Below are 23,800 nucleotides of genomic sequence, written 5' to 3'. Positions count from 1 at the left end.
ACGCCCGCCGTGCCCGGTGCGGCCCCCGACGCCGGGGACGCGGCGGCGCGATGCCACAATGGGGGCGGCTTGTGCCTGGGTTCACAAGCCCTCGCGACCCTCCCACCGAAGGTGCCCCTGTGGACATCAAGACCGCTTCCGCCCTGCACCGGCTGCGCCTCATCTCGATTCCCGAGGCGCTGTCCTTCCCCGCCCTGATCCTCTTCGGCTCGGTTCTCAGCCGCGTCTCGGACATCGACTTCCTGATGATGCCGCTCGGCATGATCCACGGCGCGCTCTTCGTGATCTACGCCGTGTTCCTGCTCGACGTCTGGGTGAAGGCCAAGTGGCCGCTCAAGCGCGTCGCCCTCTTCTTCGTCCTGTCCGTGATCCCCTTCGGCGGGCTCTACGGCGACAAGCTCCTCAAGAGTTACGAGGCCGACGGCGTCATCGCCGCCCGCGCCCGCCGCGAGGGCACGGTCAGCGCATGATCGTCGCGTTCTCGGTCTCCCCGCTCGGTGTCGGCGAGGACGTCGGGGAGTACGTCGCCGACGCCGTGCGGGTCGTCCGCGCCTCCGGGCTCCCCAACCGCACCGACGCCATGTTCACCTCCATCGAAGGGGAGTGGGACGAGGTCATGGACGTCGTCAAGCGCGCCGTCGCCGCCGTCGAGGCCCGCGCCGGCCGCGTCTCCCTGGTACTGAAGGCCGACATCCGGCCCGGTGTCACCGACGGCCTGACCTCGAAGGTCGAGACCGTGGAGCGTCACCTCTCCCCCTGACGCACCGTTCGCGCGGAACGGTCCGCGTTCACCCGATAAGCCCCCGGCGCCACACGGCCGGGGGCTTTTCCGGTTCCGGATCAAAAACCGCTCACTCGGACCTGCCAAGTCGACACACCGTTAGCTGTCCCCTTCTGTGGGGATATCAACCCGTTCGACAGTGGGAGGCACGGTGCGGTCGGAGGGCTACGACTACGACACCTACAGCCGGCTCGCGGGTCCGCTCACGGAGCCGGATCCGACGGGGTACCGGGTGCGGTACAAGAGCCTGCTCTCGACGGAGAAGCACCGGGTGAGGGCCGTCCTGCTGATGACCCTCGCCCCGGTGCTCACCGGCATCCTGCTGCTCTACCTGGTCTGGCCCACGCACTGGACCGAGCGGGAGAACGGGGAGCGCTGGCTGGTCGTCGCCGACACCGTGATGCTGGTGTCGATCGCCCTGATCGAGCTGTTCATGCTGGTCAACGTGGCCTCCATCGCCCACGCCACGCTCGTCGCGCGGGACCCGGTCCCGGTGACGCCCGAGCCAGGCACCCGGGTCGCCTTCCTGACCACGTACGTCCCCGGCAAGGAACCGCTCTCGATGGTCCGCGCCACCCTCAAGGGGGCCGTACGCCTCAGACACGCCGGTCCGCTGGACGTCTGGCTGCTCGACGAGGGCGACGACCCCGGGGCCCGGATGCTCTGCGCCGAACTGGGCGTCCACCACTTCACCCGGCGCGGCGTCCCCGAGTGGAACCGTGACCGGGGCGTCCACAAGGCGAAGACCAAGCACGGCAACTACAACGCCTGGATCGCCCTGCACGGCGGCGACTACGACTTCTTCGCCTCGGTCGACACCGACCACGTGCCCATGCCCAACTTCCTGGAACGGATGATGGGCTACTTCCGCGACCCGGACGTCGCCTTCGTCGTCGGACCCCAGGTCTACGGGAACTACGACTCGGCCGTCACCAAGGCCGCCGAGTCGCAGCAGTTCCTCTTCCACGCCCTGATCCAGCGCGCGGGCAACCGCTACGGCGCCCCGATGTTCGTCGGCACCAACAACGTGGTGCGCATCGCCGCGCTGCGGCAGGTCGGCGGCCTGTACGACTCGATCACCGAGGACATGGCCACCGGCTTCGAGATCCACCGCCGCCGCAACCCGCGCACCGGGCGCTACTGGCGCTCCGTCTACACCCCGGACGTGCTGGCCGTGGGCGAGGGGCCCGCCTCCTGGACGGACTTCTTCACCCAGCAGCTGCGCTGGTCCCGGGGAACGTACGAGACGCTGTTCAAGCAGTACGGCAAGGCGCTGTTCCGGGTGCCCCCCGGACGGCTCCTCAGCTACACGCTGATGCTCGTCTACTACCCGATGACCGCCGTCAACTGGCTGCTCGGCGTGGGCAGCTGTGTGCTGTTCCTCTGGTTCGGGGCGTCCGGCACCCAGGTCGCCGCGTCCATCTGGCTGATGCTCTACAGCGACGCCGCCGCCCTCCAGATCGGGCTCTACCTCTGGAACCGCCGGCACAACGTCTCGCCGCACGAGCCCGAGGGCTCCGGCGGCCTCGCCGGCATGGCGATGTCCGCGCTCTCCGCGCCGATCTACCTCAAGTCGCTCGGGTCGGCGGTGCTGCGCACCGACGGCCGGTTCGTCGTCACGCCCAAGGGCGGCCAGACCTCCCCGGACCGGCTGCTCACCTTCCGTATCCACCTCTTCTGGGCAGCGGTCCTGCTGTCCTCCCTCGCCGCTTCCGTGTACCTGGGCCACACCCATGTCGCGATGCGGACCTGGGCGACGCTGGGCCTGGCGATATCCCTGTCCCCGGTCGTCGTGTGGGCCTGGACCGTCCGGCAGGACAAGCGGGCCGAGGCCGCACGCGCCGTCCCCGTCCCGGCGCCCCCGCAGCCCGAACCGGTGTACGTCACCGCTGCCCCCACCCCGTCGGCGACCACCACGGCGGGCGCCGGCACCACCGCCACCACCGCAGGAGGGAACTGAACCATGGCCTACCGGCCCTCGAAGAAGATGAGGAAGACGCTCCTGGGAGGCGGTGCGGTGATGCTGCTCGCCGGGCTGAACGCTCCAGCGGCCCTGTCCTTCGCCGAGGACAGGTATCACGCGTACAAGATCGACCAACCGGAGTACAAGGCGGAGTACGGCTCCTGGGCGAAGGTGGACATCCCGAAGGAGTACCGGACCAACGCGATCCACGCGGCGCTCCTGCACACCGGGAAGGTGCTGATCGTCGCGGGCTCCGGCAACGACGAGGAGCACTTCGACGCCGGCACGTTCGACACCGTGCTGTGGGACCCGGCCGAGAACACCTTCCAGAAGATCCCCACCCCCGAGGACTTCTTCTGCGGCGGCCACGCCCAGCTCCCCGACGGCCGCCTCCTGATCGCGGGCGGCACCGCCCGCTACGAGGTGCTCGACGACAAGGTGAAGCGGGCCGGCGGCGGCATGCGGGTCAAGAACGAGAACCCCGACAAGCCGCTGAAGCTCAAGAAGGGCACGGTCTTCCGCTCGCCCTCCGGCACCGAGTACGTCGCCAAGTTCGACGTCACGGTCCCCAAGGCCAAGCGCGAGTTCGAGGTCGACTACTTCGAGAGCGGCCAGATGAAGCCGTGGAAGACCAAGGTGACCGCCTCCGAGCAGCGGGTCTTCGTCGAGGCGGTCAAGGACGGCCCCGAGGCGGTGACGACGGAGGCCGCCCAGTACGAGATCGTCGGGCTGAAGGGCAAGGCCGCCGACAACTCCTACGGCCTCGCCGAGAAGATCACCATGGACAAGCAGGACTTCCAGGGCATCCGGGCGGCCTACGAGTTCGACCCGACGGCGGAGAAGTACATCAGGGTCGACCCCATGAAGGAGGCCCGCTGGTATCCGACGCTCGTCGGCCTGGAGGACGGCAGGGTGCTCGCCGTCTCCGGCCTCGACGACGTCGGCGCGATCCTCCCCGGAGACAACGAGATCTACGACCCCAAGACCAAGAAGTGGTCCGAGGGCCCCTTCCAGTACTTCCCGACCTACCCGGCGCTCTTCCTCACCAAGGGGGGCAAGCTCTTCTACCCGGGTGCGAACGCCGGTTACGGACCGGCGGACAAGGGGCGCGAGCCCGGGATCTGGGACATCAAGAAGAAGACCTTCACCAAGGTGCCGGGCCTGACCGACACCGACGAGCTGGAGACGGCGGCCTCGCTGCTGCTGCCGCCCGCGCAGGACCAGAAGGTGATGGTCCTGGGAGGAGGCGGGATCGGCGAGTCCAAGGAGTCGACGGCCCGCACGGCGGTCATCGACCTCAAGAAGGACAGCCCGGCCTTCGAGCCGGGCCCCGACCTGCCGCAGGGCACGCGCTACCTGAACAGCGTGATCATGCCCGACGACACCGTCTTCACCAGCGGCGGATCGGTGGACTACCGGGGCCGCGGGAACAGCAACATCCTGAAGGCGCAGACCTACGACCCGAAGACCAACGCCTTCAAGGAGGCGGCCGCGCCGACGGTGGGGCGCAACTACCACTCCGAGGCGCTGCTGCTGCCCGACGGGCGGGTGGCGACCTTCGGCTCCGACCCGCTCTACGGCGACAAGGACAACACCAAGCTCGGCAAGTTCGAGCAGCGCATGGAGGTCTACACCCCGCCCGCCCTGCACCGCGGCGAGGACAAGCGTCCGGTGATCGGGAAGGGCCCCGAGGAGACCGAGCGCGGCGCGACCCTCACGTACGAGAGCGCCGACGCGGACCGGATCGCCACCGCCCGGCTGATGCGGCCGAGCGCCGTCACCCACACCACCGACGTGGAGCAGCGCTCCATCGAACTGGACCTGAAGAAGGGCGACGGCGAACTGAGCGTGACGGTGCCGGAGGACCCCACGCTGGTGCCGCCCGGCTGGTACATGCTCTTCGTCACCGACGCCGACGGCGTCCCCTCCGAGGCGAAGTGGGTCAAGGTCGCCTGACCCACGTCCCCTCCGGGGCCCAGTGGGCCGGGGCCGCCTGATCCCGCGGCCCCGGCCCGAAGGCGTGGCGCGGCCGTCTCAGGAGGCGGCGCGCCGCGCCAGGCCGAGCGCGTACTCCGGCCACCAGTCGCCGGCCGGCGGGCCGCCCCGGCAGGTGCCGTCGGAGTCGCCCGGCCGCTTGATCCACAGATAGGCGTCGAGCCGGCCGTCCCCGGTGTCGGTGGTCGGCGGCGTGCCGAGCCCCCGGCCCGGCGGATTGCACCAGGCTTCCTCGCGGCCCCCGGACAGGGGGCCTCTGCCGTTGCGGCTGGTGTCGATCACGAAGTGCGAGCCGCCCACGGCGTCGGAGAGCCGGGTGGCGTACGCCTTCACGCTCTCGTTCGGCTGGAAGTTGGAGACGTTCAGCGAGAAGCCGTCGGCCCGGTCGATGCCGGCCTGCCGCAGCGGCTGCGCCATCTTGGACGGCTCGTCGATCCACTCCGGGTTGCCCGCGTCCAGGTAGACCCGGGTGTTCGGCCCGGCCTTCAGCGTGTCCACCGCCTCGGAGAGGAGCTGGTAGCGCTCGGCGTGGTGCTCGGGCGGGGTGCAGCCGTCCACGATGTGGGGGAGGGCGTCCGGTTCCAGGATCACGGTCGCGGGCGCGTCCCCGATGGCCTCGGCGAACTCCCCGATCCAGGACCGGTAGGAGTCCGCGTCCTTCGCGCCGCCCGCGGAGTACAGCCCGCAGTCGCGGTGGGGGATGTTGTACGCCACGAGCAGGACGGTCTTCTCGGTCCGGGCGGCGGACTTCACGGCGGCCCGGATCCCGGGGGCGGGGTCGTCCCAGGCCGGCCAGTCGGCCACCGGCCGGCCGGAGATCCGCCGCAGCAGCTTCGCGTCCGCCTCGCGCCCCTCCTTCTCCCAGACGCGCACCTGGCGGGCCGCGTCGCTGTTCGGATCGACCCAGTACGGGGAGGCGGCGGCGGGGGCGGGCTCCCCGCGGAGCGGATCGGTTCCCTCCTCGCCGTCCGCCCCGGCGTCCGGGGAGGAGCAGCCCGCCACGAGGGCGGTCGCCAGGGCGGCCGAGGTCAGGACGGGAAGGACGCGGGAGAGAGCGCGCGGGAGAGCGAAGGCGCGGGGGACGATTCTGCGGCCGGACATCCAGACCCCTCAGACGGCGGTGGCTCACGGGCACGGGAACGTGAGCAATCGTGACACAACGGTTACGGGGAGTGGTGGTGCGACACTGTCCGTGACCCGTGACCCGTGACCCGTGACCCGTGCCCCGTCGTCCCGCAGCGTCTCAGTCGGAGGCGGCCAGCGCGGCCCCCAGCGGTGTGCGCTCGTACAGCACCTGGTGGCCGTGGCGCCGTGACGTCAGCAGTCCGGCCCCGCGGAGCACGGACAGCTGGGCCGACACGGACGAGGGGGCGAGACCCAGCCGGTGTGCCAGGGCGCTGGTCCCGGCCGGTTCGTCCAGCGCGCACAGCACATCGGCCCGGACCCGGCCCAGCAGCCGGGCGAGGGTCTCGGGGGTCCGGTCGCCGGACTCGCTCCACAGCCCGCCGATGCCGCGCGCCGGGTAGATCAGCCCCGGCTGCCACGGCTCCTCGTGGCCGCCCACCACCTCCGGCCAGACGAACACGCTCGGCATCAGGACCAGCCCCTGCCCGCCCAGCACCCGTTCGTGGTCGCCCTGGGTCCCGGCCAGGATCAGCGTCGAGCCGTTCCACCTCAGCCGGGGACTCAGCTCACCCAGCAGCTGTTCCAGCCCGCTGTCCGCGAGCCGCCGGGAGTGGTAGGCGATGTCCGCCTCCAGCAGGGCCCGCAGCCGGGGCCAGTACGGCTCGATCAGCGTCTGCCAGGCACGCTCCAGCAGATCGGCGAGTTCCCGCACCGCCCGCACCGGATCGGCCAGCAGCTGACGGCCCGTCGCGGACCCGGCCCCGCCGGGCCGGTCCGCCAGGGCCAGCGCCATGTCGGCCCGTGCCACCTCCGGATCGACCGCCCGGACGGCCGCGATCTCCTCCTCGAACGTCGCGAGCGGCCCGATCGGCGGCGGGCAGAAGAAGTCCGGGTTGTGGCCGGAGGCCGGCATCAGCAGCCACAGCGGTTCGAGGTCCAGCGCCCCGGACGCCTCCCGGATCCGGCGGAGCCACGGCAGGTGGTAGCCGTGGCGGTTGGTGCGGTACAGGGTGCGCACCGCTTCCTGGGTCTCGAACAGGGGCGACAGCGCGAACCGGCAGCGCAGCAGATCGCTCTCGCCGAAGTGCAGCTGGAACGGCATGCCTCCCCCTCACTGAACGGCCCTGGACATTCGTCTCCAGCCGAAAGTCTAGGATCGCCCCCGCCCCGGCCGCAGGCTCGTCCCATGCCGACCGACAGCCCCGCCCCGGCGGACACACCCCGTACTCCCGCCCCGGCGGCTCCGGTCCCGGCTTCGCCCCCGGAGCGTGCCGCCCACCCCGACCCGGGCCCCGCGCCCACGCTCCGGGAGCCCGCCGCTCCCAAGGCCCCCGCCGGCGCCCCTGCCGTCCCGCACGGCTACCGGGCCGTCTTCGCCGTCACCGAGTTCCGGGCCGTCTTCGCCGCGCATCTGCTCTCGCTCCTCGGCGTCGTGGTCAGTGAGCTGGCGCTCACCGTGCTGGTCTACGACCTCACCGGCTCCCCGCTGCTCAGCGCCCTGACGTTCGCGCTGGGGCTGCTCCCGTACATGATCGGCGGAACCCTGTTCGCCGGGGTCGCCGACCGCTACCCGGCCCGCCGCGTCCTGGTCGTCTGCGACCTGCTCTGCGCGGCCTGCGTCGCCGTGATGCTGGTGCCCGCCACGCCGGTCGCCGGACTCCTCGCCCTGCGCTGTCTGGTCGCCGCCATCGCCCCCGTCTTCACCGGGACCCGGATGGCGGCGCTCACCGACATCCTCGGCGAGAGCGACCTCTACGTCCTCGGCCGCTCGCTGCTGCGGATCGTCTCGCAGAGCGCGATGCTCATCGGGTTCGGCGCCGGCGGGGTGCTGCTGACCGTGCTGTCCCCGCGCGGCGCGATCACCGTCACCGTGGTGACCTTCCTGTGCTCGGCCGCCCTCCTCCGCTTCGGCACCCGCGACCGTCCGGCCCGCACCGCCACCGGAGAGAGCGGCGGCACGCTTCTCAAGGAGTCGCTGTCCGGGGCCCGTCTGGTGCTGGGCGACCGCCGGGTCCGGGCGCTCATGCTGCTGTTCTGGCTGCCCGCGATGTTCGTGGTGGCCCCGGAGGCGCTCGCCGCCCCGTACGCCGACGCGATCGGGGCCCCGCCCGCCGCGCTGGGGCTGCTGCTCTGCGCGATGGCCTTCGGGCACATCGGGGCCGAGCTGTTCGTGGGCTCCGCGCTCAGCGCCCGCAACCGCTCCCGGATCGTCCTGCCGGTCGCCGCGGCCGGCCTGCTCCCGCTCCTCGTGTACGTCGTCCGGCCCGGGCTGCCGCTCGCCCTGGCGGCCCTCGCGCTGGCCGGCGCGGGCGCCGCGTACGTGATCGGGCTCGACCAGTGGTTCGTCGACGCCGTGCCCCAGGAACTGCGCGGCCGGGCCATGACGCTGCTCACCGCCGGGCTGATGACCGTCCAGGGCCTCGGGATGGCGCTGGCGGGGCTCGCGGCGGAGTTCTTCCCCGTGCACCAGGTGGTCGCCGGATCCGGAATCATCGGTACCGTCTGCACGCTCCTCCTCGTCGCCGAGGTCCGCAGGACAGCCCCCGGACGGATGTCCGATACCGAAGGACGAGACGGGGCTGACCGGCATGTGACCAGTCGGTAAGGTCGGGTCCGTGCCGAAGCCGCTCAGTCTCCCCTTCGACCCCATCGCCCGCGCCGACGAGCTCTGGCGGCAACGCTGGGGACCCGTGCCCTCGATGGGGGCGATCACCTCGATCATGCGGGCCCAGCAGATCCTGCTCGCCGAGGTCGACGCCGTCGTCAAGCCGTACGGACTGACCTTCGCCCGGTACGAGGCCCTGGTGCTGCTCACCTTCTCCCAGGCCGGTGAGCTGCCGATGTCCAAGATCGGGGAGCGGTTGATGGTGCACCCCACCTCGGTCACCAACACCGTGGACCGGCTCGTCAGGTCCGGCCTCGTCGACAAGCGGCCCAACCCGAACGACGGCCGCGGAACGCTGGCGTCCATCACCGACAAGGGCCGCGACGTGGTCGAGGCGGCCACCCGGGACCTGGTCGCCGTCGATTTCGGGCTCGGGGTGTACGACTCCGAGGAGTGCGCCGAGATCTTCGCCCTGCTGCGGCCGCTGCGGGTGGCGGCCCGGGACTTCGAGGAGGGGTGAGCGCGGTCCTCGCCGGCCCGCCCCGACGAGGCCGGGGTCGCGCGAAGATCGCCCCGGTCGCCCCGTTACGCTCGTAGCCATGAAACAGAACGTGCTCACCCGCTACCGGGTGATGGCCTACGTCACCGCCGTCTGGCTGCTCGTCTTCACCGCGGCGATCATCGCGAAGTACGGCTTCGAGACCGGCGACACCATGCTGATCTCGCAGATCCACGGCGTGCTGTTCATCGTCTACGTCGTCTTCGCCTTCGATCTCGGCTCCAAGGCGAAGTGGCCCTTCGGCAAACTCCTGTGGGTCCTCGCCGCGGGCTGCATCCCCTTCGCCTCGTTCTTCGTCGAGCCGAAGGTCAGCCGCGAGGCCCGCGCCCTGGTCACCGACCCCGCACCGGTCACCGCCGAGGTCTGACGCCGCACCCCGGACCGCCCCGCGCGAAAAGCGCCGGGCGGTTTCCCATCGACATTTAGTAGGACGTCCTAGTAAATTCGAGGTATGGACGCTGACGCGATCGAGGAGGGCCGCCTCCGCTGGCAGGCCCGTTACGACAAGGCCCGCAAGCGTGACGCGGACTTCACCACGCTCTCCGGGGACCCGGTCGAGCCCGTCTACGGGCCGCGACCCGGTGACACGTACGAGGGATTCGAGCGGATCGGCTGGCCGGGGGAGTACCCCTTCACGCGCGGGCTGCACCCCACGGGCTACCGGGGCCGCACCTGGACGATCCGCCAGTTCGCCGGCTTCGGCAACGCCCAGCAGACCAACGAGCGCTACAAGATGATCCTCGCGGCGGGCGGCGGCGGACTCAGCGTCGCCTTCGACATGCCGACGCTGATGGGCCGGGACTCCGACGACCCGCGCTCGCTCGGCGAGGTCGGCCACTGCGGGGTCGCCATCGACTCCGCCGCCGACATGGAGATCCTCTTCGGCGGCATCCCCCTCGGCGACGTCACCACCTCCATGACGATCAGCGGCCCGGCCGTGCCCGTCTTCTGCATGTACCTGGTCGCCGCCGAGCGCCAGGGCGTCGACCCGGGGGTGCTCAACGGCACGCTCCAGACCGACATCTTCAAGGAGTACATCGCGCAGAAGGAGTGGCTCTTCCAGCCCGAGCCCCATCTGCGCCTCATCGGCGACCTGATGGAGCACTGCGCCCGCGACATCCCCGCCTACAAGCCGCTCTCCGTCTCCGGCTACCACATCCGGGAGGCCGGAGCGACGGCCGCGCAGGAGCTGGCCTACACCCTCGCGGACGGCTTCGGCTACGTGGAGCTGGGCCTTTCGCGCGGCCTGGACGTCGACGCCTTCGCCTCCGGGCTCTCCTTCTTCTTCGACGCGCACCTGGACTTCTTCGAGGAGATCGCCAAGTTCCGCGCCGCCCGCCGCATCTGGGCCCGCTGGATGAAGGAGACGTACGGCGCGAAGACCGACAAGGCGCAGTGGCTGCGCTTCCACACCCAGACCGCCGGGGTGTCGCTCACCGCTCAGCAGCCGTACAACAACGTGGTGCGCACCGCCGTCGAGGCGCTCTCCGCCGTCCTCGGCGGCACGAACTCACTGCACACCAACGCCCTCGACGAGACCCTCGCGCTGCCCTCCGAGCAGGCCGCCGAGATCGCCCTGCGCACCCAGCAGGTGCTGATGGAGGAGACCGGCGTGGCCAATGTGGCCGACCCGCTGGGCGGCTCCTGGTACGTCGAGCAGCTCACCGACCGGATCGAGGCCGAGGCCGAGAAGATCTTCGACCAGATCAGGGAGCGCGGCACCCGGGCCCACCCCGACGGGCAGCACCCCATCGGGCCGATGACCTCCGGCATCCTGCGCGGCATCGAGGACGGCTGGTTCACCGGCGAGATCGCCGAGTCCGCCTTCCAGTACCAGCGGGCCCTGGAGAAGGGCGACAAGCGGGTCGTCGGCGTCAACGTCCACCACGGCTCGGTCACCGGCGACCTGGAGATCCTCCGGGTCAGCCACGAGGTCGAACGGGACCAGGTCAGCCAGCTCGCCGACCGCAAGTCCCGCCGCGACGACGCGAAGGTGACCGCCGCCCTGGACGCGATGCTCGCCGCCGCCCGCGACGGCTCGAACATGATCGCGCCGATGCTGGACGCGGTACGGGCCGAGGCCACGCTCGGCGAGATCTGCGGGGTGCTGCGCGAGGAGTGGGGCACCTACACGGAGCCGCCGGGCTTCTGAGGGTCGCCGCCGCCGGCGCGGGCGGGACGCCGGGCCCGTCGCGGGCCCGGCCGCCGGGGCACTACACCGCCTGCGCGCCCGCCAGTCCCAGCAGCAGCAGCGAGGTGAAACCGCTCGCCCACGCGGAGTCCACCGGCTCCGCGCTCACCAGGGTGCGGTGCACCACGGCTCCGGCGATCACGTCGAAGATCAGGTCCGCGTTGCGGGTGGCCGTCGAGGCGTCGTCCTCGTAGCGCAGCTCGCCGCGGGCCTGGGCGCGCTCCCGGCCGAGCAGCACCAGCCGCTTCTGCCGGTCCACGATGGCCGAGCGGATCCGGTGGCGCAGCGAGTCGTCGCGGGTGGACTCGGCGACCACCGCCATCAGCGCGGTCCGGGCCTCCGGCCGCTCCAGCAGGGCGGCGAACTGGAGTACGACGCCCTGCACATCGGCGGCCAGGCTGCCGCGGTCGGGCAGCTCCAGTTCGTCGAAGAGGACCGCGACGGCGTCCACGACCAGCTCGTTCTTGCCGGCCCAGCGCCGGTAGAGGGTCGTCTTGGCGACCCCGGCCCGGGCCGCCACATCACCCATCGTCAGCTTGGACCAGCCGAGATCGACCAGGGACGCCCGTGTCGCTTCGAGGATCGCGGCATCGGCCGCGACGCTCCGCGGGCGTCCTGTCCGGGTGGCTCGGGAGTCGCTGTCGCTCATGATGCGGCGACCATACCGGCCGGTAGGGAGAACCGTTGCGCCCCGGCACCCGTGAGACAGATCACCGGGAGGCCCTGTGCCGACGGGCCGATCGGCAGTTACGCTACGGGTCGTAGCGTAAGGAGGGCGGTCAGCCCGTCCCCGTACGCCACGGAACGCACGAGCGACAGCCACCGGGGTTCTCCACGAGAACTCCAGGCTCCGGGTGGGGACCCGGGGCCGCACGGACCGGCCGGACGGGGATCCGGAAGGTCCACCCGCCGGGCCTCCAGGGGCCCGGTCGGTTCCATCGGGGTCCTTGGGGATCCGGCCGGGAGCCAGCCGGGCCCTTCGGGCGGCCGGCCGGTCCCGCCGGGCTCTTCCTGGGCCCGTCGGGCCCCTTCCGGAGCCCGGGACCGCGCCGCGCCCGTCCGCCCCCGCACGCCGGTGGGGGCACCGGGCCGGTCCGGTTCTCGCACTCGCTTTTCGAAACGGTGCGGTCAGGGGGGAGGATGTACGTATGCAGCCTAGGAACATGTCCATGAGCGGCGTTGTCGACCTCGCCGCCGTCAAGGCGGCCGGAGAGGCCAAGGCCAAGGCGGAGCAGGCCCGCGCGGAGGGCTCCCGTACCGGGGGCGCCGGAGCCGTCGCGCCCGCCGCCCTGGTGATCGACGTCGATGAAGCCGGTTTCGAGCGCGATGTCCTCCAGCGCTCCGCCGAAGTCCCCGTCGTCATCGACTTCTGGGCCGAGTGGTGCGAGCCGTGCAAGCAGCTGGGCCCTCTGCTGGAGCGCCTGGCCGTCGAGTACAACGGCCGCTTCCTGTTGGCCAAGGTCGATGTCGACGCCAACCAGATGCTGATGCAGCAGTTCGGCATCCAGGGCATCCCGGCGGTCTTCGCCGTCGTCGCCGGGCAGGCCCTCCCGCTCTTCCAGGGCGCGGCCCCCGAGGCCCAGATCCGCGAGACGCTCGACCAGCTGATCCAGGTCGGCGAGGAGCGCTTCGGCCTCACCGGGATCGCCGTCGACCCGGGCGCCGAGGCGCCGGACGCCGCCCCGGCCGAGGTGCCGGCCGGTCCCTACGACGCCGTGCTGGAGGCCGCGGCGTCGGCTCTCGACGCCAACGACTTCGGCGGCGCCGTCCAGGCGTACAAGAACGTCCTGTCCGACGACCCGGGCAACCCGGAGGCCAAACTCGGCCTGGCTCAGGCGGAGTTGCTCGGCCGCGTGCAGAGCCTGGACCCGCAGGCGGTCCGCAGGGAAGCCGCGGACCGGCCGGACGATGTGAACGCCCAGCTCGCCGCCGCCGATCTCGACCTGGTCGGCGGACATGTCGAGGACGCCTTCGGCCGGCTCGTCGAGGCGGTCCGGCGCTCCGCGGGCGACGAGCGCAACACCGCCCGGCTGCGCCTGCTGGAGCTGTTCGAGGTGATCGGCCCGGAGGACCCCAGGGTCACCGCCGCGCGCACCGCGCTGGCCCGCGTCCTGTTCTGACACCGGCCCGCCGTCCGTTCCGGACGAGCCCGATTGTTCCGAAGTGACAAGACGGCCGCACTGCTCTCCGGGCAGCGCGGCCGTTTTGCCGTGCCGCCGCCGAAGAAGGGCGCGCGAAGCCTTCGCTTTGCCAAATCTTGACAAAGATGCGAGCTGTTACTCGCAGTAAGGCAGGCTGGTGATTCTGTCCCGTTTCCAGGAAGTTTCCGGCCATTCTGATGTCCTTTTCGTGCCACCCTGCGTCGCCGTGTGATGTCACCCTGTCGTGCTGTGATTAACGGGCCATTACCAGCCAGTAATGATCCCTCTTGTGCCCCGGCCGTGAATGGACCACGATCGGCCACGCTCGGTCCAACACCTCCGGCCCGGTCTCCAGCCGGTGGCCGAGGGTCTGTTGGGTCCCCACCGAGTGGTCGGCGGCAGTGGCGCCGACCTCGGACAGGGGGGTTCCCGCTCACCCGCGGGGCCTGTCCGGCCGGCTGCGCGGAAAGCGCGGCCAGTGGTTGTCGCTCGGGGGTGAACGCCGGCGCATCGGATGCGGGACACGCCTCCGGTCGCGGGCGCTCTCCTTCCCGAGGACGTAGCACTTCTCCCATCCCAGACGGGCACGAAGCCCGGCCGGAGATGTACGTCCGAGAAGAAGGAGCAAGTATGAGTTCCCAGGTTCGCGGTGGGACGAGATGGAAGCGGTTCGCTCTGGTCATGGTGCCGAGCGTCGCCGCGACGGCCGCGGTGGGCATCGGCCTGGCGCAGGGTGCGCTGGCGGCCTCGTTCAGCGTGTCCGGCCAGGAGTTCAAGGTCAAGGCCAAGGAGCTGGAGGGCTGGGACTTCGTCCAGTACGGCAGCGTGGCGTCGGGCAAGACGCTCAAGGGCGAGGAGATGGCGGCTCCGGTCGCTGTGTCCGGCTTCAGCCGGGCCTACATCACCGAGATGTGCCAGTCGGTTGTCACACCTGACCTGCCGTTCGGCCTCGGCAGCGTCACCCTGAGGCTGGAGGCGGGTGGCAAGGGACACGACCGTGTCTTCGCCAAGGACCTCTACCTCGATGTGTCGGAGCTCGATGCCGACGCCAAGTTCAAGAACATCGACATCGGTGTCGCGGCGGGTTCGCTCAAGGACTTCCCGGGCGGCAAGAAGGGGCCGACGGGCATCCAGCCCAATACCGAGGCCAACCCCCACGGCTTCTCCCAGCGGGCCGAGAAGGCCGTGCTGTCGAACGTCGAGCAGAAGGCGTGGGCCACGACGGCGGGCACCTTCAACCTCAGCGGTCTGAAGCTGCGCCTGCACAAGGGCACGGAAGAGGAGTGCTACTAAGCACCCCCTCGGGTGGCCGGAGCCCGCGCCTCGCCGGTTCCGGTCACCCACCCCTCACTTCTCACGGCAGTACCGGTTCCAGGGAGCTGTTTTCCATGAGCCCCGAGTCCACAGGGCAGAACGAGCACTACATCCGCGTCTATCGGCGACGCTTCCGCGCCTGGCGGGGTAACCGGCCGTTCTGGGCCGGACTGTTCACCATGGCCGGTGGCGTTCCCATCGCCTACTTCCCGTACGCCAACATGCACCTCGGCAACGTGACGCTGGCCATGTCCACCACGGCCGGCGCCGGTTCCCTGATCATCGGGGTCCTGCTGGTCACGCTCGGCCTGACGATGTGGTTCCACAGCATCGTCCGGGTCTTCGCCGGTGTCGCGGCCATCCTGCTGGCGCTGATCTCCATACCCGTCGCCAACATCGGCGGCTTCGTCGTCGGCTTCCTTCTCGCCCTCGTCGGCGGAGCCCTGTCCGTTTCCTGGGCCCCGGGTGAGGCTCCGAGCGCGGAGGAGCCGTTCGACGAGCAGACCTCCCGGCGCACCGCGTCCCCGAACGGCGTGCCGTACGAGGAGCGTTCCGAGGACCGGCCCGACGCCACCACCGTGCCCCTGCAGCAGAACGCCGCGCTCGGCGCCGCGGCCGGGGACGACGGAGGGAGCCGTCGTGCGGGGTGACGACGGACAGCGGACGGACGCCCGGCCCGGCGACGACCTCCGTGAGCGCCGGGGCCCCCGGCACGCGGCCCCCAGGAAGTCGCTGCTGGCCAAGCTCAACCTGCCCAGCGGCAAGAAGGCGCTGGCGCTCGCGGCGATGCCCACGGCGGTCTTCGTGGGCATGGGGCTGACGCCCAGGCCGGCCCTGGCCGACGACCATGCCGACATCCCGTTCGCGCCGGGCCCCTGCGTCACCCGGTCCGACGAGCCGAGCGCTTCCGAGCCGCCCGGAGCGACCCCGTCCCCGTCGGCCACGGCGAAGGACGAGAAGGGCGAGAAGGACGAGGCGTCCGGCGGGGACGGGGCCGCGTCCCCGAAGCCCTCGGCAAGCGGTTCCGCCTCCGAGGCGGACGGGGAGTCCGCGCCCGACGCGGACGCGTCCGCGCGGTCCGCCGAGGAGAAGCCCGCGCAGGCCCCCTCGCCGACGCCGACGCCCACGAAGTCGAAGAACCCGCTCGACCCGCTCGGGGTCGGCGACGCGCTCAAGGACCTCTTCGACGGGCCCGACAGGACGGCGGAGGAACCGGCGAGCCCGTCCCCGGCCCCCACGGCCGAGGCCCCCGGGCCGTCCGGCCGGCCGGACGGCCCGGCGGCGGACCGGCCCGAGGACCCGGAGAAGAGCGCGGCGGACCGTGCGAAGGAGGCGTCCGACAAGACGGCCGACGCCATCCGCGAGGCGGCCGGGAAGGCCGGCAAGGCCGTCGAGGAACTCGACGAGGACGTCAAGGGTCTCGACCCCAAGAAGGACGAGGACATCCCGGACGGCGCGAAGCCCCGCTTCCCCTGCCCGGAGCCCGACCCGGACGCGCTCGCCGCGGCCGAACTGGAGCCCGGCCTCCCGCTGCTCCCGGCCGACCCGTGGATCCTGGAGTCGACGCTGCTCACCCTCAACGGCCTGGACTACCACGGCATCGTCGAGGTGAGAAAGGCGGACGGCAGCGTCAAGAAGGTGCTGAAGTTCACCGCCAGTTCCATCGACATCAAGGACCTGCACCAGCTGACCGTCGGACCGGCGGGCACGACCGGCCATGTGAGGTCGCGCCCCGGCTCCACGTCGAAGATCCGCGACGGGGAGGTGACGATGTACACGGAGGAGCTGAAGGGCAATCTCTTCGGCCTGTTCCCGGTCACCTTCAGTCCCGAGACCCCGCCGCCGCTGAACGTGCCCGTCGCCTTCTTCACCAAGGTGAAGGTGACCCAGGCCGGCCAGTTCGGCGGCACACTCACCGTGCCGGGGCTGCGGAACTTCCTCGACGGCGGCAGGAGCTAGCAGCCTCCCCGGCCCGCCCGGGAGCCGCGCAGCGCCGTGGGCCGCACTCCTCACCGGGAGTGCGGCCCACGGGTCCGCGGTGCGAGGTGCGGGTCAGTCCCGCTCGCCGCCCAGGTGGTGCACCCTCACCATGTTGGTGGTGCCGGGGATGCCGGGGGGCGAGCCGGCGGTGATGACCATCGTGTCGCCGTCGTTGTAGCGGTTCAGCTTCAGCAGCTCCGCGTCGACCAGGTCGACCATGGCGTCGGTGTTGTCCACGTGCGGGACCACGTGCGACTCGACGCCCCAGCTCAGGGCCAGCTGGTTGCGGGTGCCCTCGTCCGTGGTGAAGGCCAGGATCGGCTGGGCCGTGCGGTAGCGGGAGAGGCGGCGGGCGGTGTCGCCGGACTGGGTGAAGGCGACCAGGGCCTTGCCGTCCAGGAAGTCCGCGATCTCGCAGGCCGCGCGGGCCACCGAACCGCCCTGCGTACGGGGCTTCTTGCCGGGGACCAGCGGCTGGAGGCCCTTGGCGAGCAGCTCCTCCTCCGCGGCGACGACGATCTTCGACATCGTCTTGACCGTCTCGATCGGGTACGCGCCCACCGAGGACTCGGCGGACAGCATGACCGCGTCCGCGCCGTCCAGGATCGCGTTGGCGACGTCGGACGCCTCGGCGCGGGTCGGGCGCGAGTTGGTGATCATCGACTCCATCATCTGGGTCGCCACGATCACCGGCTTGGCGTTGCGCCGGCACAGCTCCACCAGGCGCTTCTGCACCATCGGGACCTTCTCCAGCGGGTATTCGACGGCCAGGTCGCCACGGGCCACCATCACACCGTCGAACGCCATGACGACGCCCTCCATGTGCTCGACCGCCTGCGGCTTCTCCACCTTGGCGATGACGGGGACCCGGCGGCCCTCCTCGTCCATCACCTTGTGCACGTCCTTGACGTCCTCGGCGTCCCGGACGAAGGAGAGGGCGACCAGGTCGCAGCCCATCCGCAGGGCGAAGCGCAGGTCCTCGACGTCCTTCTCGGACAGGGCCGGGACGTTGACCGCCGCGCCGGGCAGGTTGATGCCCTTGTGGTCGGAGATGACACCGCCCTCGATGACGATGGTCTTCACCCGGTGGCCCTCGACCGCCACGACCTTCAGCTCGACGTTGCCGTCGTTGATCAGGATCGGGTCGCCCTTGGTGACGTCACCGGGCAGACCCTTGTAGGTCGTGCCGCAGATCGACTTGTCGCCGGGGACGTCCTCGGAGGTGATGGTGAACTCGTCCCCGCGGACCAGCTCGACCGGGCCCTCGGCGAACTTCGCCAGCCGGATCTTGGGTCCCTGGAGGTCGGCGAGCACGCCGACCGCGCGGCCGGTCTCGGCGGCCGCCTGACGGACGCGGTCGTAACGGCCCTGGTGTTCCTCGTGGGAGCCGTGACTGAAGTTGAAACGGGCCACGCTCATGCCGGCCTCGATCAGAGCGACGAGCTGCTCATGGGAGTCGACGGCGGGACCGAGGGTGCAGACGATTTTGGAACGGCGCATGAGGCGGATCCTATCGGTTTGTTTCGTTGCGGAATATTCCGTCTGGTGGAAGATACAAAGGGGCGCGGGGGTGCTCAGTTGTCGACCTGTCCGAGGCGCTCGGACCCGGATGCCGACCGGGGCCCCGTTTCGGCGTTGACCGGGCCCCCGACCAGCGCGAACGTCTGGCCGGCGATCTCCAGCTCTTCGTCCGTCGGCACCACGGCGACCGCCACCCGGGCGTACTGGGGCGAGATCAGCCGCGGCTGAGCGGACCGTACGGCGTTGAGCGTGGCGTCCACCGCCATGCCCAGCTCCTCCAGGCCCGCGATGGCAGCTTCCCGTACCGGAGCCGCGTTCTCCCCGACCCCCGCCGTGAAGGCCACCGCGTCCACCCGGCCGAGCACCGCCGTATAGGCGCCGATGTACTTCTTCAGCCGGTGGATGTAGATGTCGAAGGCCAGCGCGGCCCGCTCGTCGCCCTCGTCGACGCGGCGGCGGATCACCCGCATGTCGTTGTCGCCGCAGAGGCCGACCAGCCCGCTCCGCTGGTTCAGCAGGACGTCGATGTCGTCGGCCGACATGCCCGCCACGCGCTTGAGGTGAAAGGTGACCGCCGGATCGATGTCCCCGGAGCGCGTACCCATCACGAGCCCTTCCAAAGGCGTCAGCCCCATGGAGGTGTCCACGCACCGCCCGCCCGCGACCGCCGAGGCGGACGCCCCGTTGCCCAGGTGCAGCACGATGACGTTCACGTCATCCGGCGCCCGGCCCAGCAGCTCGGCCGTCTTCCGGGAGACGTACGCGTGCGAGGTCCCGTGGAAGCCGTAGCGGCGGATGCGGTGCGCGTCGGCGGTCTCCACGTCGATCGCGTACCGTGCGGCGGCCTCCGGCATCGTCGTGTGGAACGCCGTGTCGAAGACCGCGACCTGGGGCAGGTCGGGCCGCAGCGCCCGTGCGGTGACGATGCCCGTGATGTTCGCCGGATTGTGCAGCGGGGCGACCGGGACGAGGCGCTCGATCTCCTCCAGCACCTCGTCGGTGATCACGGTCGGCGCACTGAACTTCAGCCCGCCGTGGACCACCCGGTGCCCGATCGCGGCGAGCTCGGGGGAGTCGAGCCCGAGGCCGTCCGCCGCCAGCTCCTCGGCCGCCGCCTCCAGGGCCGCCGTGTGGTCCGCGATCCGGCCGGTGCGCTCGCGCGGCTCCGCGCTGGCGCCGGTCAGCGGCGTGTGCACCAGCCGCGAGGTCTCCTCGCCGATCCGCTCGACCAGGCCCGAGGCGAGCCGGGACCGGTCGCGCATGTCGAGGAGCTGGTACTTCACCGACGAGGAGCCGGAGTTGAGGACGAGTACGCGGTGCGGTTCCACAGGGGCTGCCGTGCTTTCGTGGTCGGGGGCAGGGGTCGTCATGCGGGGCGCTCCTCGCTCTGCGCCTGGATCGCCGTGATCGCCACGGTGTTGACGATGTCCTGGACGAGCGCGCCGCGCGACAGGTCGTTGACCGGCTTGCGCAGGCCCTGGAGCACCGGGCCGACCGCCACCGCGCCCGCCGAGCGCTGCACGGCCTTGTAGGTGTTGTTGCCGGTGTTCAGGTCCGGGAAGATCAGCACGGTCGCCCGGCCCGCCACCTCGGAGCCGGGCAGCTTCGTCGCCGCGACGGACGGCTCGACGGCCGCGTCGTACTGGATCGGCCCCTCCACCCGCAGCTCGGGCCGCTCCGCCCGCACCCGCTCGGTGGCCTCGCGCACCTTGTCGACGTCCGCGCCGGAGCCGGAGGTCCCGGTGGAGTACGACAGCATCGCGACCCGGGGCTCCACGCCGAACCGGGCCGCCGTCACCGCCGACTGCACCGCGATGTCCGCCAGCTGCTCCGCGTTCGGGTCCGGGTTGACGGCGCAGTCGCCGTAGACGAGCACCTTGTCGGCCAGGCACATGAAGAAGACGGACGACACGATTCCGGCGTCCGGCTTCGTCTTGATGATCTCGAACGCCGGGCGGATCGTGGCCGCCGTGGAGTGCACCGACCCGGACACCATCCCGTCGGCAAGGCCCTCGCGCACCATCAGCGTCCCGAAGTAGTTCACGTCCGCCACCACGTCGTGCGCCAGTTCCACCGTCACCCCGCGGTGCGCGCGCAGTTCGGCGTACCGCTCGGCGAAGAGCCCTCGCAGCTCCGAGGCGTGCGGGTCGATCAGCTGGGTGTCCGCGAGGTCGATGCCGAGGTCGGCGGCCTTCTTGCGGATCACGTCCGCGTCGCCGAGCAGCGTGAGGTCGCAGACGTCCCGGCGCAGCAGTACGTCGGCGGCGCGCAGCACCCGCTCCTCGGTGCCCTCCGGCAGCACCACGCGCTTGCGGTCGGAACGGGCCTGCTCCAGCAGTTCGTGCTCGAACATCATCGGTGTGACCCGTCCGCTGCGGGCCACCGAGATCCGCTCCAGGAGCGCGCCGGTGTCGACGTGGCGCTCGAACAGGCCGAGGGCGGTCTCCGCCTTGCGGGGGGTCGCCGCGTTCAACTTCCCTTCGAGGGTGAAGAGTTCCGCGGCGGTGGGGAAGGATCCGCCGGCCACCGACACGACCGGGGTCCCCGGTGCGAGCCGGGCGGCCAGCGTGAGTATCTCCTCATCGGGGCGTTCGTCCAGGGTGAGCAGCACGCCGGCGATGGGCGGGGTGCCCGCGCTGTGCGCGGCCAGCGAGCCCACCACCAGGTCGGCCCGGTCCCCGGGGGTGACCACCAGGCAGCCGGGCGTCAGCGCGTTCAGCAGGTTCGGCAGCATGGCCCCGCCGAACACGAAGTCCAGCGCGTCGCGCGCGAGCCCCGAGTCGTCGCCGAGCAGCACCGTGCCGCCCAGCGCCGCGGTGATCTGGGCGACCGTGGGCGCCGAGAGCGCCGGGTCGTCCGGGAGGACCGAGACGGGCACCGGCAGCCGGGCCGCGAGGCGCTCCGCGATCATCTCGCGGTCCTCGGCGGCGACCCGGTTCACCACCATGGCCAGTACGTCGCAGCCGAGGCCGGCGTAGGCGCGGTAGGCGTTACGCGTCTCGGCGCGGACGGACTCCGCGTCCTGCCCCCTGCCGCCGACGACCGCGATCACCGAGGCCCCGAACTCATTGGCCAGCCGGGCGTTCAGCGCCAGTTCGTCGGGGAGCTGGGTGGCGGCGAAGTCGCTGCCCAGGACGAGGACCACCTCGTACTCCCGGGCCACCTGGTGGAAGCGCTCGACGAGCCGCGAGACCAGCTCGTCGGTACCCTTCTCCGCCTGCACGGCGGAGGCTTCGTGGTAGTCCAGACCGTAGACGGAGGCCGGGCTCTGGGAGAGCCGGTAGCGGGCCCGCAGCAGCTCGTAGAGCCGGTCGGGCCCGTCATGGACCAGCGGGCGGAAGACGCCGACCCGGTCCACCTGACGCGTCAGAAGCTCCATGACTCCCAGCTCGACGACCTGTCGGCCGTCCCCCCGGTCGATCCCGGTCACGTACACGCTGCGCGCCACGCGTGCTCTCCCGTCCTCGTGTCGGTGCCGCGGCCCGCGGGGCGCCCGGACGTGCGGTGACGCCCCCGTGCCCGCCCGGTGTTCCGCCGGGTGCGGCAGTGGCCTGCATTGGCTCTTGACGATACCCGCGAGGGCCGCTAGGCCGCCCGCCGGAGGCCCGGGCGTCCGTGCCCGGCGGTCCGGGCCCTCCGGTCTCCTCCTGCCCCGCTTCCGCCCTCGTGCCCGGCCGAAAGCGCCGTGTCCGCGAGAGGCGTGGGAGAATCGTGGAGGTTCAGGGCACGGGGGCCGCCCAGGTCGGCCTCCCGGAAAGCGCGGTAACTAACGAGCAGGAGACACACCTCGATGCGCATCGGAATTCTCACCGCGGGCGGCGACTGCCCCGGCCTGAACGCAGTGATCCGGTCGGTCGTCCACCGGGCCGTCGTCGGCCACGGCGACGAGGTCATCGGCTTCGAGGACGGCTTCAAGGGGCTGCTCGACGGCCACTTCCGCCCTCTCGACCTCAACGCGGTCAGCGGCATCCTCGCCCGCGGCGGCACCATCCTCGGCTCGGCCCGCCTGGAGCGCGACCGCCTGCGCGAGGCCGCCGAGAACTGCGAGGAACTGTCCCGTCGCTACGGCATCGACGCGCTCATCCCGATCGGCGGCGAAGGCACGCTCACCGCGGCCCGCATGCTCTCCGACGCGGGCATGCCGGTCGTCGGCGTCCCGAAGACCATCGACAACGACATCTCCGCCACCGACCGGACCTTCGGGTTCGACACGGCGGTGGGCGTCGCGACCGAGGCCATAGACCGTCTCAAGACCACCGCCGAGTCCCACCAGCGCGTGATGGTCGTCGAGGTCATGGGCCGGCACGCCGGCTGGATCGCGCTGGAGTCCGGCATGGCCGGCGGCGCCCACGGCATCTGCCTGCCCGAGCGGCCCTTCCAGGTCGACGACCTGGTCAAGATGGTCGAGGAGCGGTTCGCGCGCGGCAAGAAGTTCGCCGTCATCTGCGTCGCCGAGGGCGCCCACCCGGCCGAGGGCTCCATGCCGTACGCCAAGGGCGAGATCGACCAGTACGGCCACGAGCGCTTCCAGGGCATCGGGAACCGCCTGGCCGTCGAGCTGGAGACCCGGCTCGGCAAGGAGGCCCGGCCGGTCATTCTCGGCCACGTCCAGCGGGGCGGCACGCCGACGGCGTACGACCGGGTGCTCGCCACCCGCTTCGGCTGGAACGCCGTGGAGGCCGTGCACCGCGGTGACTTCGGCCGGATGACGGCCCTGCGCGGCAACGACATCGCCATGGTCCCGCTCGCCGACGCCATCACCCAGCTGAAGAGGGTGCCCGCCGAGCGGATGTACGAGGCCGAGTCGGTCTTCTAGGGCCTGCCGGTCTTCCGGAACCGCACCGGCCGCACCGGCCGTACGGACCGCGTGGGCCGCACGGACCGCACCGGCCGCACGGACCGCACGGACCGCACGGGCGGTCCGTGCGGAGTCACATCCCGGCGGTCCGCCAGAACTGATCCACCACCCGGGCCAGGAACGCCCGGCCCGCGTCGCCGGTCGACCCGGAGCGTTCCTGGCCCGTGCTGCTCCAGCTCAGTGTGGAGACCATCAGGGCCTGGTACTCGGTGTGCAGTTGTTCCAGCACGTCCTGGACCCGCGCCCGGTCGAGCGGGACGATCTTGGCCACCGGGCGGACGTACGCCTGCCACCGCGTCGTGACCGCGCTGCTCAGCAGCTCCGCCAGCTCGTCGTCGCGTCCCGTCGCCGTCAGGAACTGCGCCGCCGACAGCCCCAGCGCCCGGCACAGCGCCGCCGACTGCTTCTCGTTTCCCCGCCACCGCCCCGACTCCTCCATCCGCAGATACGAGGCGCCGGTCATCCCCAGCCTTCGGGCCAGGTCGTCCACGGGCAGGTCCTGGGCCATCCGGTGCTGGCGCAGGGTGGTGGCGGCGGCCAGCAGCTCTCCGGGGGCGCACCACAGGACGCCGGCGAGGGCGGTCAGCTCGCGTTCCCCGGGGGTGGCGACGCCGCGTTCCCAGGCGATGACGGTCTCTGCGCTGATCCGGAGGCCGTACTGGGCGGCGAGCCCGTAGGCGACATGGCCGGGAGCCATCCCCAGAGCCTCACGGAGACGGCGCGCGGCGGGGGCGTTGAAGGGCGGGGTGGGGTGCACGGCCACCACC

General features: G+C 71.5%; 20 protein-coding genes. 13 read left to right on the top strand and 7 right to left on the bottom strand.

The genetic code is table 11. The annotated features are described in order from the left end of the window. The first annotated feature begins 119 nt into the window (after positions 1–119). The 4 genes from ACIQMU_RS01635 (at position 120) to ACIQMU_RS01620 (ending at position 4,700) form a co-directional block, all read left to right on the top strand. The gene (locus ACIQMU_RS01635; RefSeq protein ID WP_352238254.1) at positions 120–470 is read left to right on the top strand and encodes a DUF3817 domain-containing protein; all 351 of its coding nucleotides are present in this window, start codon (positions 120–122) and stop codon (positions 468–470) included. Beyond that, positions 467–760: an MTH1187 family thiamine-binding protein gene (locus ACIQMU_RS01630; protein WP_352238255.1), complete on the top strand. Its 294-nt coding sequence runs from the start codon at positions 467–469 to the stop codon at positions 758–760. The genes ACIQMU_RS01635 and ACIQMU_RS01630 overlap by 4 nt, the downstream gene beginning before the upstream one ends. A gap of 172 nt (positions 761–932) precedes the next feature. Continuing rightward, entirely contained in the window at positions 933–2,741 is a 1,809-nt protein-coding gene (locus ACIQMU_RS01625; protein WP_352238256.1) for a cellulose synthase catalytic subunit, read from the top strand. A 3-nt stretch (positions 2,742–2,744) separates the two neighbouring features. Then, positions 2,745–4,700, top strand: coding sequence for a kelch motif-containing protein (locus ACIQMU_RS01620; RefSeq protein WP_352238257.1), 1,956 nt, complete (start codon positions 2,745–2,747; stop codon positions 4,698–4,700). A gap of 78 nt (positions 4,701–4,778) precedes the next feature. On the opposite strand, the gene ACIQMU_RS01615 is transcribed toward ACIQMU_RS01620, so the two are convergent. Further along, positions 4,779–5,840 carry a glycoside hydrolase family 6 protein gene (locus ACIQMU_RS01615; RefSeq protein WP_352238258.1) on the bottom strand — a complete coding sequence of 354 codons (1,062 nt, stop codon included), beginning with the start codon at positions 5,838–5,840 and terminating at the stop codon, positions 4,779–4,781. A 142-nt stretch (positions 5,841–5,982) separates the two neighbouring features. Next, on the bottom strand, positions 5,983–6,966 hold the full coding sequence (locus ACIQMU_RS01610) for a DUF5937 family protein (RefSeq protein ID WP_352238259.1): 984 nt from the start codon (positions 6,964–6,966) through the stop codon (positions 5,983–5,985). An 84-nt stretch (positions 6,967–7,050) separates the two neighbouring features. Between ACIQMU_RS01610 and ACIQMU_RS01605 the strand changes: the two genes are divergently transcribed. The 4 genes from ACIQMU_RS01605 to ACIQMU_RS01590 all read left to right on the top strand — a co-directional run bounded on the left by ACIQMU_RS01605 (position 7,051) and on the right by ACIQMU_RS01590 (position 11,180). Beyond that, on the top strand, positions 7,051–8,469 hold the full coding sequence (locus ACIQMU_RS01605) for an MFS transporter (RefSeq protein ID WP_402688042.1): 1,419 nt from the start codon (positions 7,051–7,053) through the stop codon (positions 8,467–8,469). Positions 8,470–8,479: 10 nt separating this feature from the next. Beyond that, a complete protein-coding gene (locus ACIQMU_RS01600) occupies positions 8,480–8,989 on the top strand; it encodes a MarR family transcriptional regulator (protein WP_352238261.1) in 510 nt (169 codons plus the stop codon). Between the two features lie 79 nt (positions 8,990–9,068). Further along, on the top strand, positions 9,069–9,395 hold the full coding sequence (locus ACIQMU_RS01595; protein WP_173316028.1) for a DUF3817 domain-containing protein: 327 nt from the start codon (positions 9,069–9,071) through the stop codon (positions 9,393–9,395). 84 nt (positions 9,396–9,479) lie between these two features. After that, positions 9,480–11,180, top strand: a complete 1,701-nt coding sequence (locus ACIQMU_RS01590; RefSeq protein ID WP_356730867.1) for a methylmalonyl-CoA mutase family protein — start codon at positions 9,480–9,482, stop codon at positions 11,178–11,180. Between the two features lie 61 nt (positions 11,181–11,241). Here the strand turns inward: ACIQMU_RS01590 and ACIQMU_RS01585 are convergent, their stop codons facing one another. Continuing rightward, entirely contained in the window at positions 11,242–11,868 is a 627-nt protein-coding gene (locus ACIQMU_RS01585; RefSeq protein ID WP_352238263.1) for a TetR/AcrR family transcriptional regulator, read from the bottom strand. A gap of 499 nt (positions 11,869–12,367) precedes the next feature. Here ACIQMU_RS01585 and ACIQMU_RS01580 point away from each other — a divergent pair, with 499 nt between their 5' ends. The 4 genes from ACIQMU_RS01580 (at position 12,368) to ACIQMU_RS01565 (ending at position 16,633) form a co-directional block, all read left to right on the top strand. Next, entirely contained in the window at positions 12,368–13,339 is a 972-nt protein-coding gene (locus tag ACIQMU_RS01580; protein WP_352238264.1) for a tetratricopeptide repeat protein, read from the top strand. Positions 13,340–13,990: 651 nt separating this feature from the next. Next, positions 13,991–14,653 (top strand): DUF6230 family protein, encoded by a 663-nt coding sequence (locus ACIQMU_RS01575; RefSeq protein WP_352238265.1) that lies wholly within the window; start codon positions 13,991–13,993, stop codon positions 14,651–14,653. A gap of 95 nt (positions 14,654–14,748) precedes the next feature. Continuing rightward, a complete protein-coding gene (locus tag ACIQMU_RS01570) occupies positions 14,749–15,324 on the top strand; it encodes a DUF6114 domain-containing protein (RefSeq protein WP_402688041.1) in 576 nt (191 codons plus the stop codon). Beyond that, positions 15,314–16,633, top strand: coding sequence for a hypothetical protein (locus ACIQMU_RS01565; protein ID WP_402688040.1), 1,320 nt, complete (start codon positions 15,314–15,316; stop codon positions 16,631–16,633). Before ACIQMU_RS01570 ends, ACIQMU_RS01565 begins: the two co-directional genes overlap by 11 nt. 93 nt (positions 16,634–16,726) lie before the next feature. Here ACIQMU_RS01565 and pyk read toward each other — a convergent pair whose 3' ends face one another. The 3 genes from pyk to pta all read right to left on the bottom strand — a co-directional run bounded on the left by pyk (position 16,727) and on the right by pta (position 21,623). After that, positions 16,727–18,154 (bottom strand): pyruvate kinase, encoded by a 1,428-nt coding sequence (pyk, locus tag ACIQMU_RS01560; protein ID WP_352238268.1) that lies wholly within the window; start codon positions 18,152–18,154, stop codon positions 16,727–16,729. A gap of 74 nt (positions 18,155–18,228) precedes the next feature. Continuing rightward, positions 18,229–19,503, bottom strand: coding sequence for an acetate kinase (locus tag ACIQMU_RS01555; RefSeq protein ID WP_402688235.1), 1,275 nt, complete (start codon positions 19,501–19,503; stop codon positions 18,229–18,231). A gap of 38 nt (positions 19,504–19,541) precedes the next feature. Further along, a complete protein-coding gene (gene pta / locus ACIQMU_RS01550; RefSeq protein WP_402688039.1) occupies positions 19,542–21,623 on the bottom strand; it encodes a phosphate acetyltransferase in 2,082 nt (693 codons plus the stop codon). Positions 21,624–21,965: 342 nt separating this feature from the next. Here pta and ACIQMU_RS01545 point away from each other — a divergent pair, with 342 nt between their 5' ends. After that, the gene (locus tag ACIQMU_RS01545) at positions 21,966–22,991 is read left to right on the top strand and encodes an ATP-dependent 6-phosphofructokinase (protein ID WP_352238271.1); all 1,026 of its coding nucleotides are present in this window, start codon (positions 21,966–21,968) and stop codon (positions 22,989–22,991) included. A gap of 115 nt (positions 22,992–23,106) precedes the next feature. Here the strand turns inward: ACIQMU_RS01545 and ACIQMU_RS01540 are convergent, their stop codons facing one another. Further along, on the bottom strand, positions 23,107–23,730 hold the full coding sequence (locus ACIQMU_RS01540) for a helix-turn-helix transcriptional regulator (protein WP_352238560.1): 624 nt from the start codon (positions 23,728–23,730) through the stop codon (positions 23,107–23,109). Between the last annotated feature and the right edge of the window lie 70 nt (positions 23,731–23,800).

It is taken from the genome of Streptomyces sp. NPDC091649, assembly GCF_044756785.1.
Taxonomy (GTDB): domain Bacteria; phylum Actinomycetota; class Actinomycetes; order Streptomycetales; family Streptomycetaceae; genus Streptomyces.
This window is presented reverse-complemented; position numbering and strand designations above follow the sequence as displayed.

What these genes read in the sequence shown, in the direction of transcription:
- ACIQMU_RS01630 (WP_352238255.1), top strand. Translation starts at nt 467, where the DNA reads ATGATCGTCGCGTTCTCGGTCTCCCCGCTCGGTGTCGGCGAGGACGTC.
- ACIQMU_RS01620 (WP_352238257.1), top strand. Translation starts at nt 2,745, where the DNA reads ATGGCCTACCGGCCCTCGAAGAAGATGAGGAAGACGCTCCTGGGAGGC.
- ACIQMU_RS01615 (WP_352238258.1), bottom strand. Translation starts at nt 5,840, where the DNA reads ATGTCCGGCCGCAGAATCGTCCCCCGCGCCTTCGCTCTCCCGCGCGCT.
- ACIQMU_RS01610 (WP_352238259.1), bottom strand. Translation starts at nt 6,966, where the DNA reads ATGCCGTTCCAGCTGCACTTCGGCGAGAGCGATCTGCTGCGCTGCCGG.
- ACIQMU_RS01605 (WP_402688042.1), top strand. Translation starts at nt 7,051, where the DNA reads ATGCCGACCGACAGCCCCGCCCCGGCGGACACACCCCGTACTCCCGCC.
- ACIQMU_RS01595 (WP_173316028.1), top strand. Translation starts at nt 9,069, where the DNA reads ATGAAACAGAACGTGCTCACCCGCTACCGGGTGATGGCCTACGTCACC.
- ACIQMU_RS01590 (WP_356730867.1), top strand. Translation starts at nt 9,480, where the DNA reads ATGGACGCTGACGCGATCGAGGAGGGCCGCCTCCGCTGGCAGGCCCGT.
- ACIQMU_RS01585 (WP_352238263.1), bottom strand. Translation starts at nt 11,868, where the DNA reads ATGAGCGACAGCGACTCCCGAGCCACCCGGACAGGACGCCCGCGGAGC.
- ACIQMU_RS01580 (WP_352238264.1), top strand. Translation starts at nt 12,368, where the DNA reads ATGCAGCCTAGGAACATGTCCATGAGCGGCGTTGTCGACCTCGCCGCC.
- ACIQMU_RS01575 (WP_352238265.1), top strand. Translation starts at nt 13,991, where the DNA reads ATGAGTTCCCAGGTTCGCGGTGGGACGAGATGGAAGCGGTTCGCTCTG.
- ACIQMU_RS01570 (WP_402688041.1), top strand. Translation starts at nt 14,749, where the DNA reads ATGAGCCCCGAGTCCACAGGGCAGAACGAGCACTACATCCGCGTCTAT.
- pyk (WP_352238268.1), bottom strand. Translation starts at nt 18,154, where the DNA reads ATGCGCCGTTCCAAAATCGTCTGCACCCTCGGTCCCGCCGTCGACTCC.
- ACIQMU_RS01545 (WP_352238271.1), top strand. Translation starts at nt 21,966, where the DNA reads ATGCGCATCGGAATTCTCACCGCGGGCGGCGACTGCCCCGGCCTGAAC.
- ACIQMU_RS01540 (WP_352238560.1), bottom strand. Translation starts at nt 23,730, where the DNA reads ATGGCTCCCGGCCATGTCGCCTACGGGCTCGCCGCCCAGTACGGCCTC.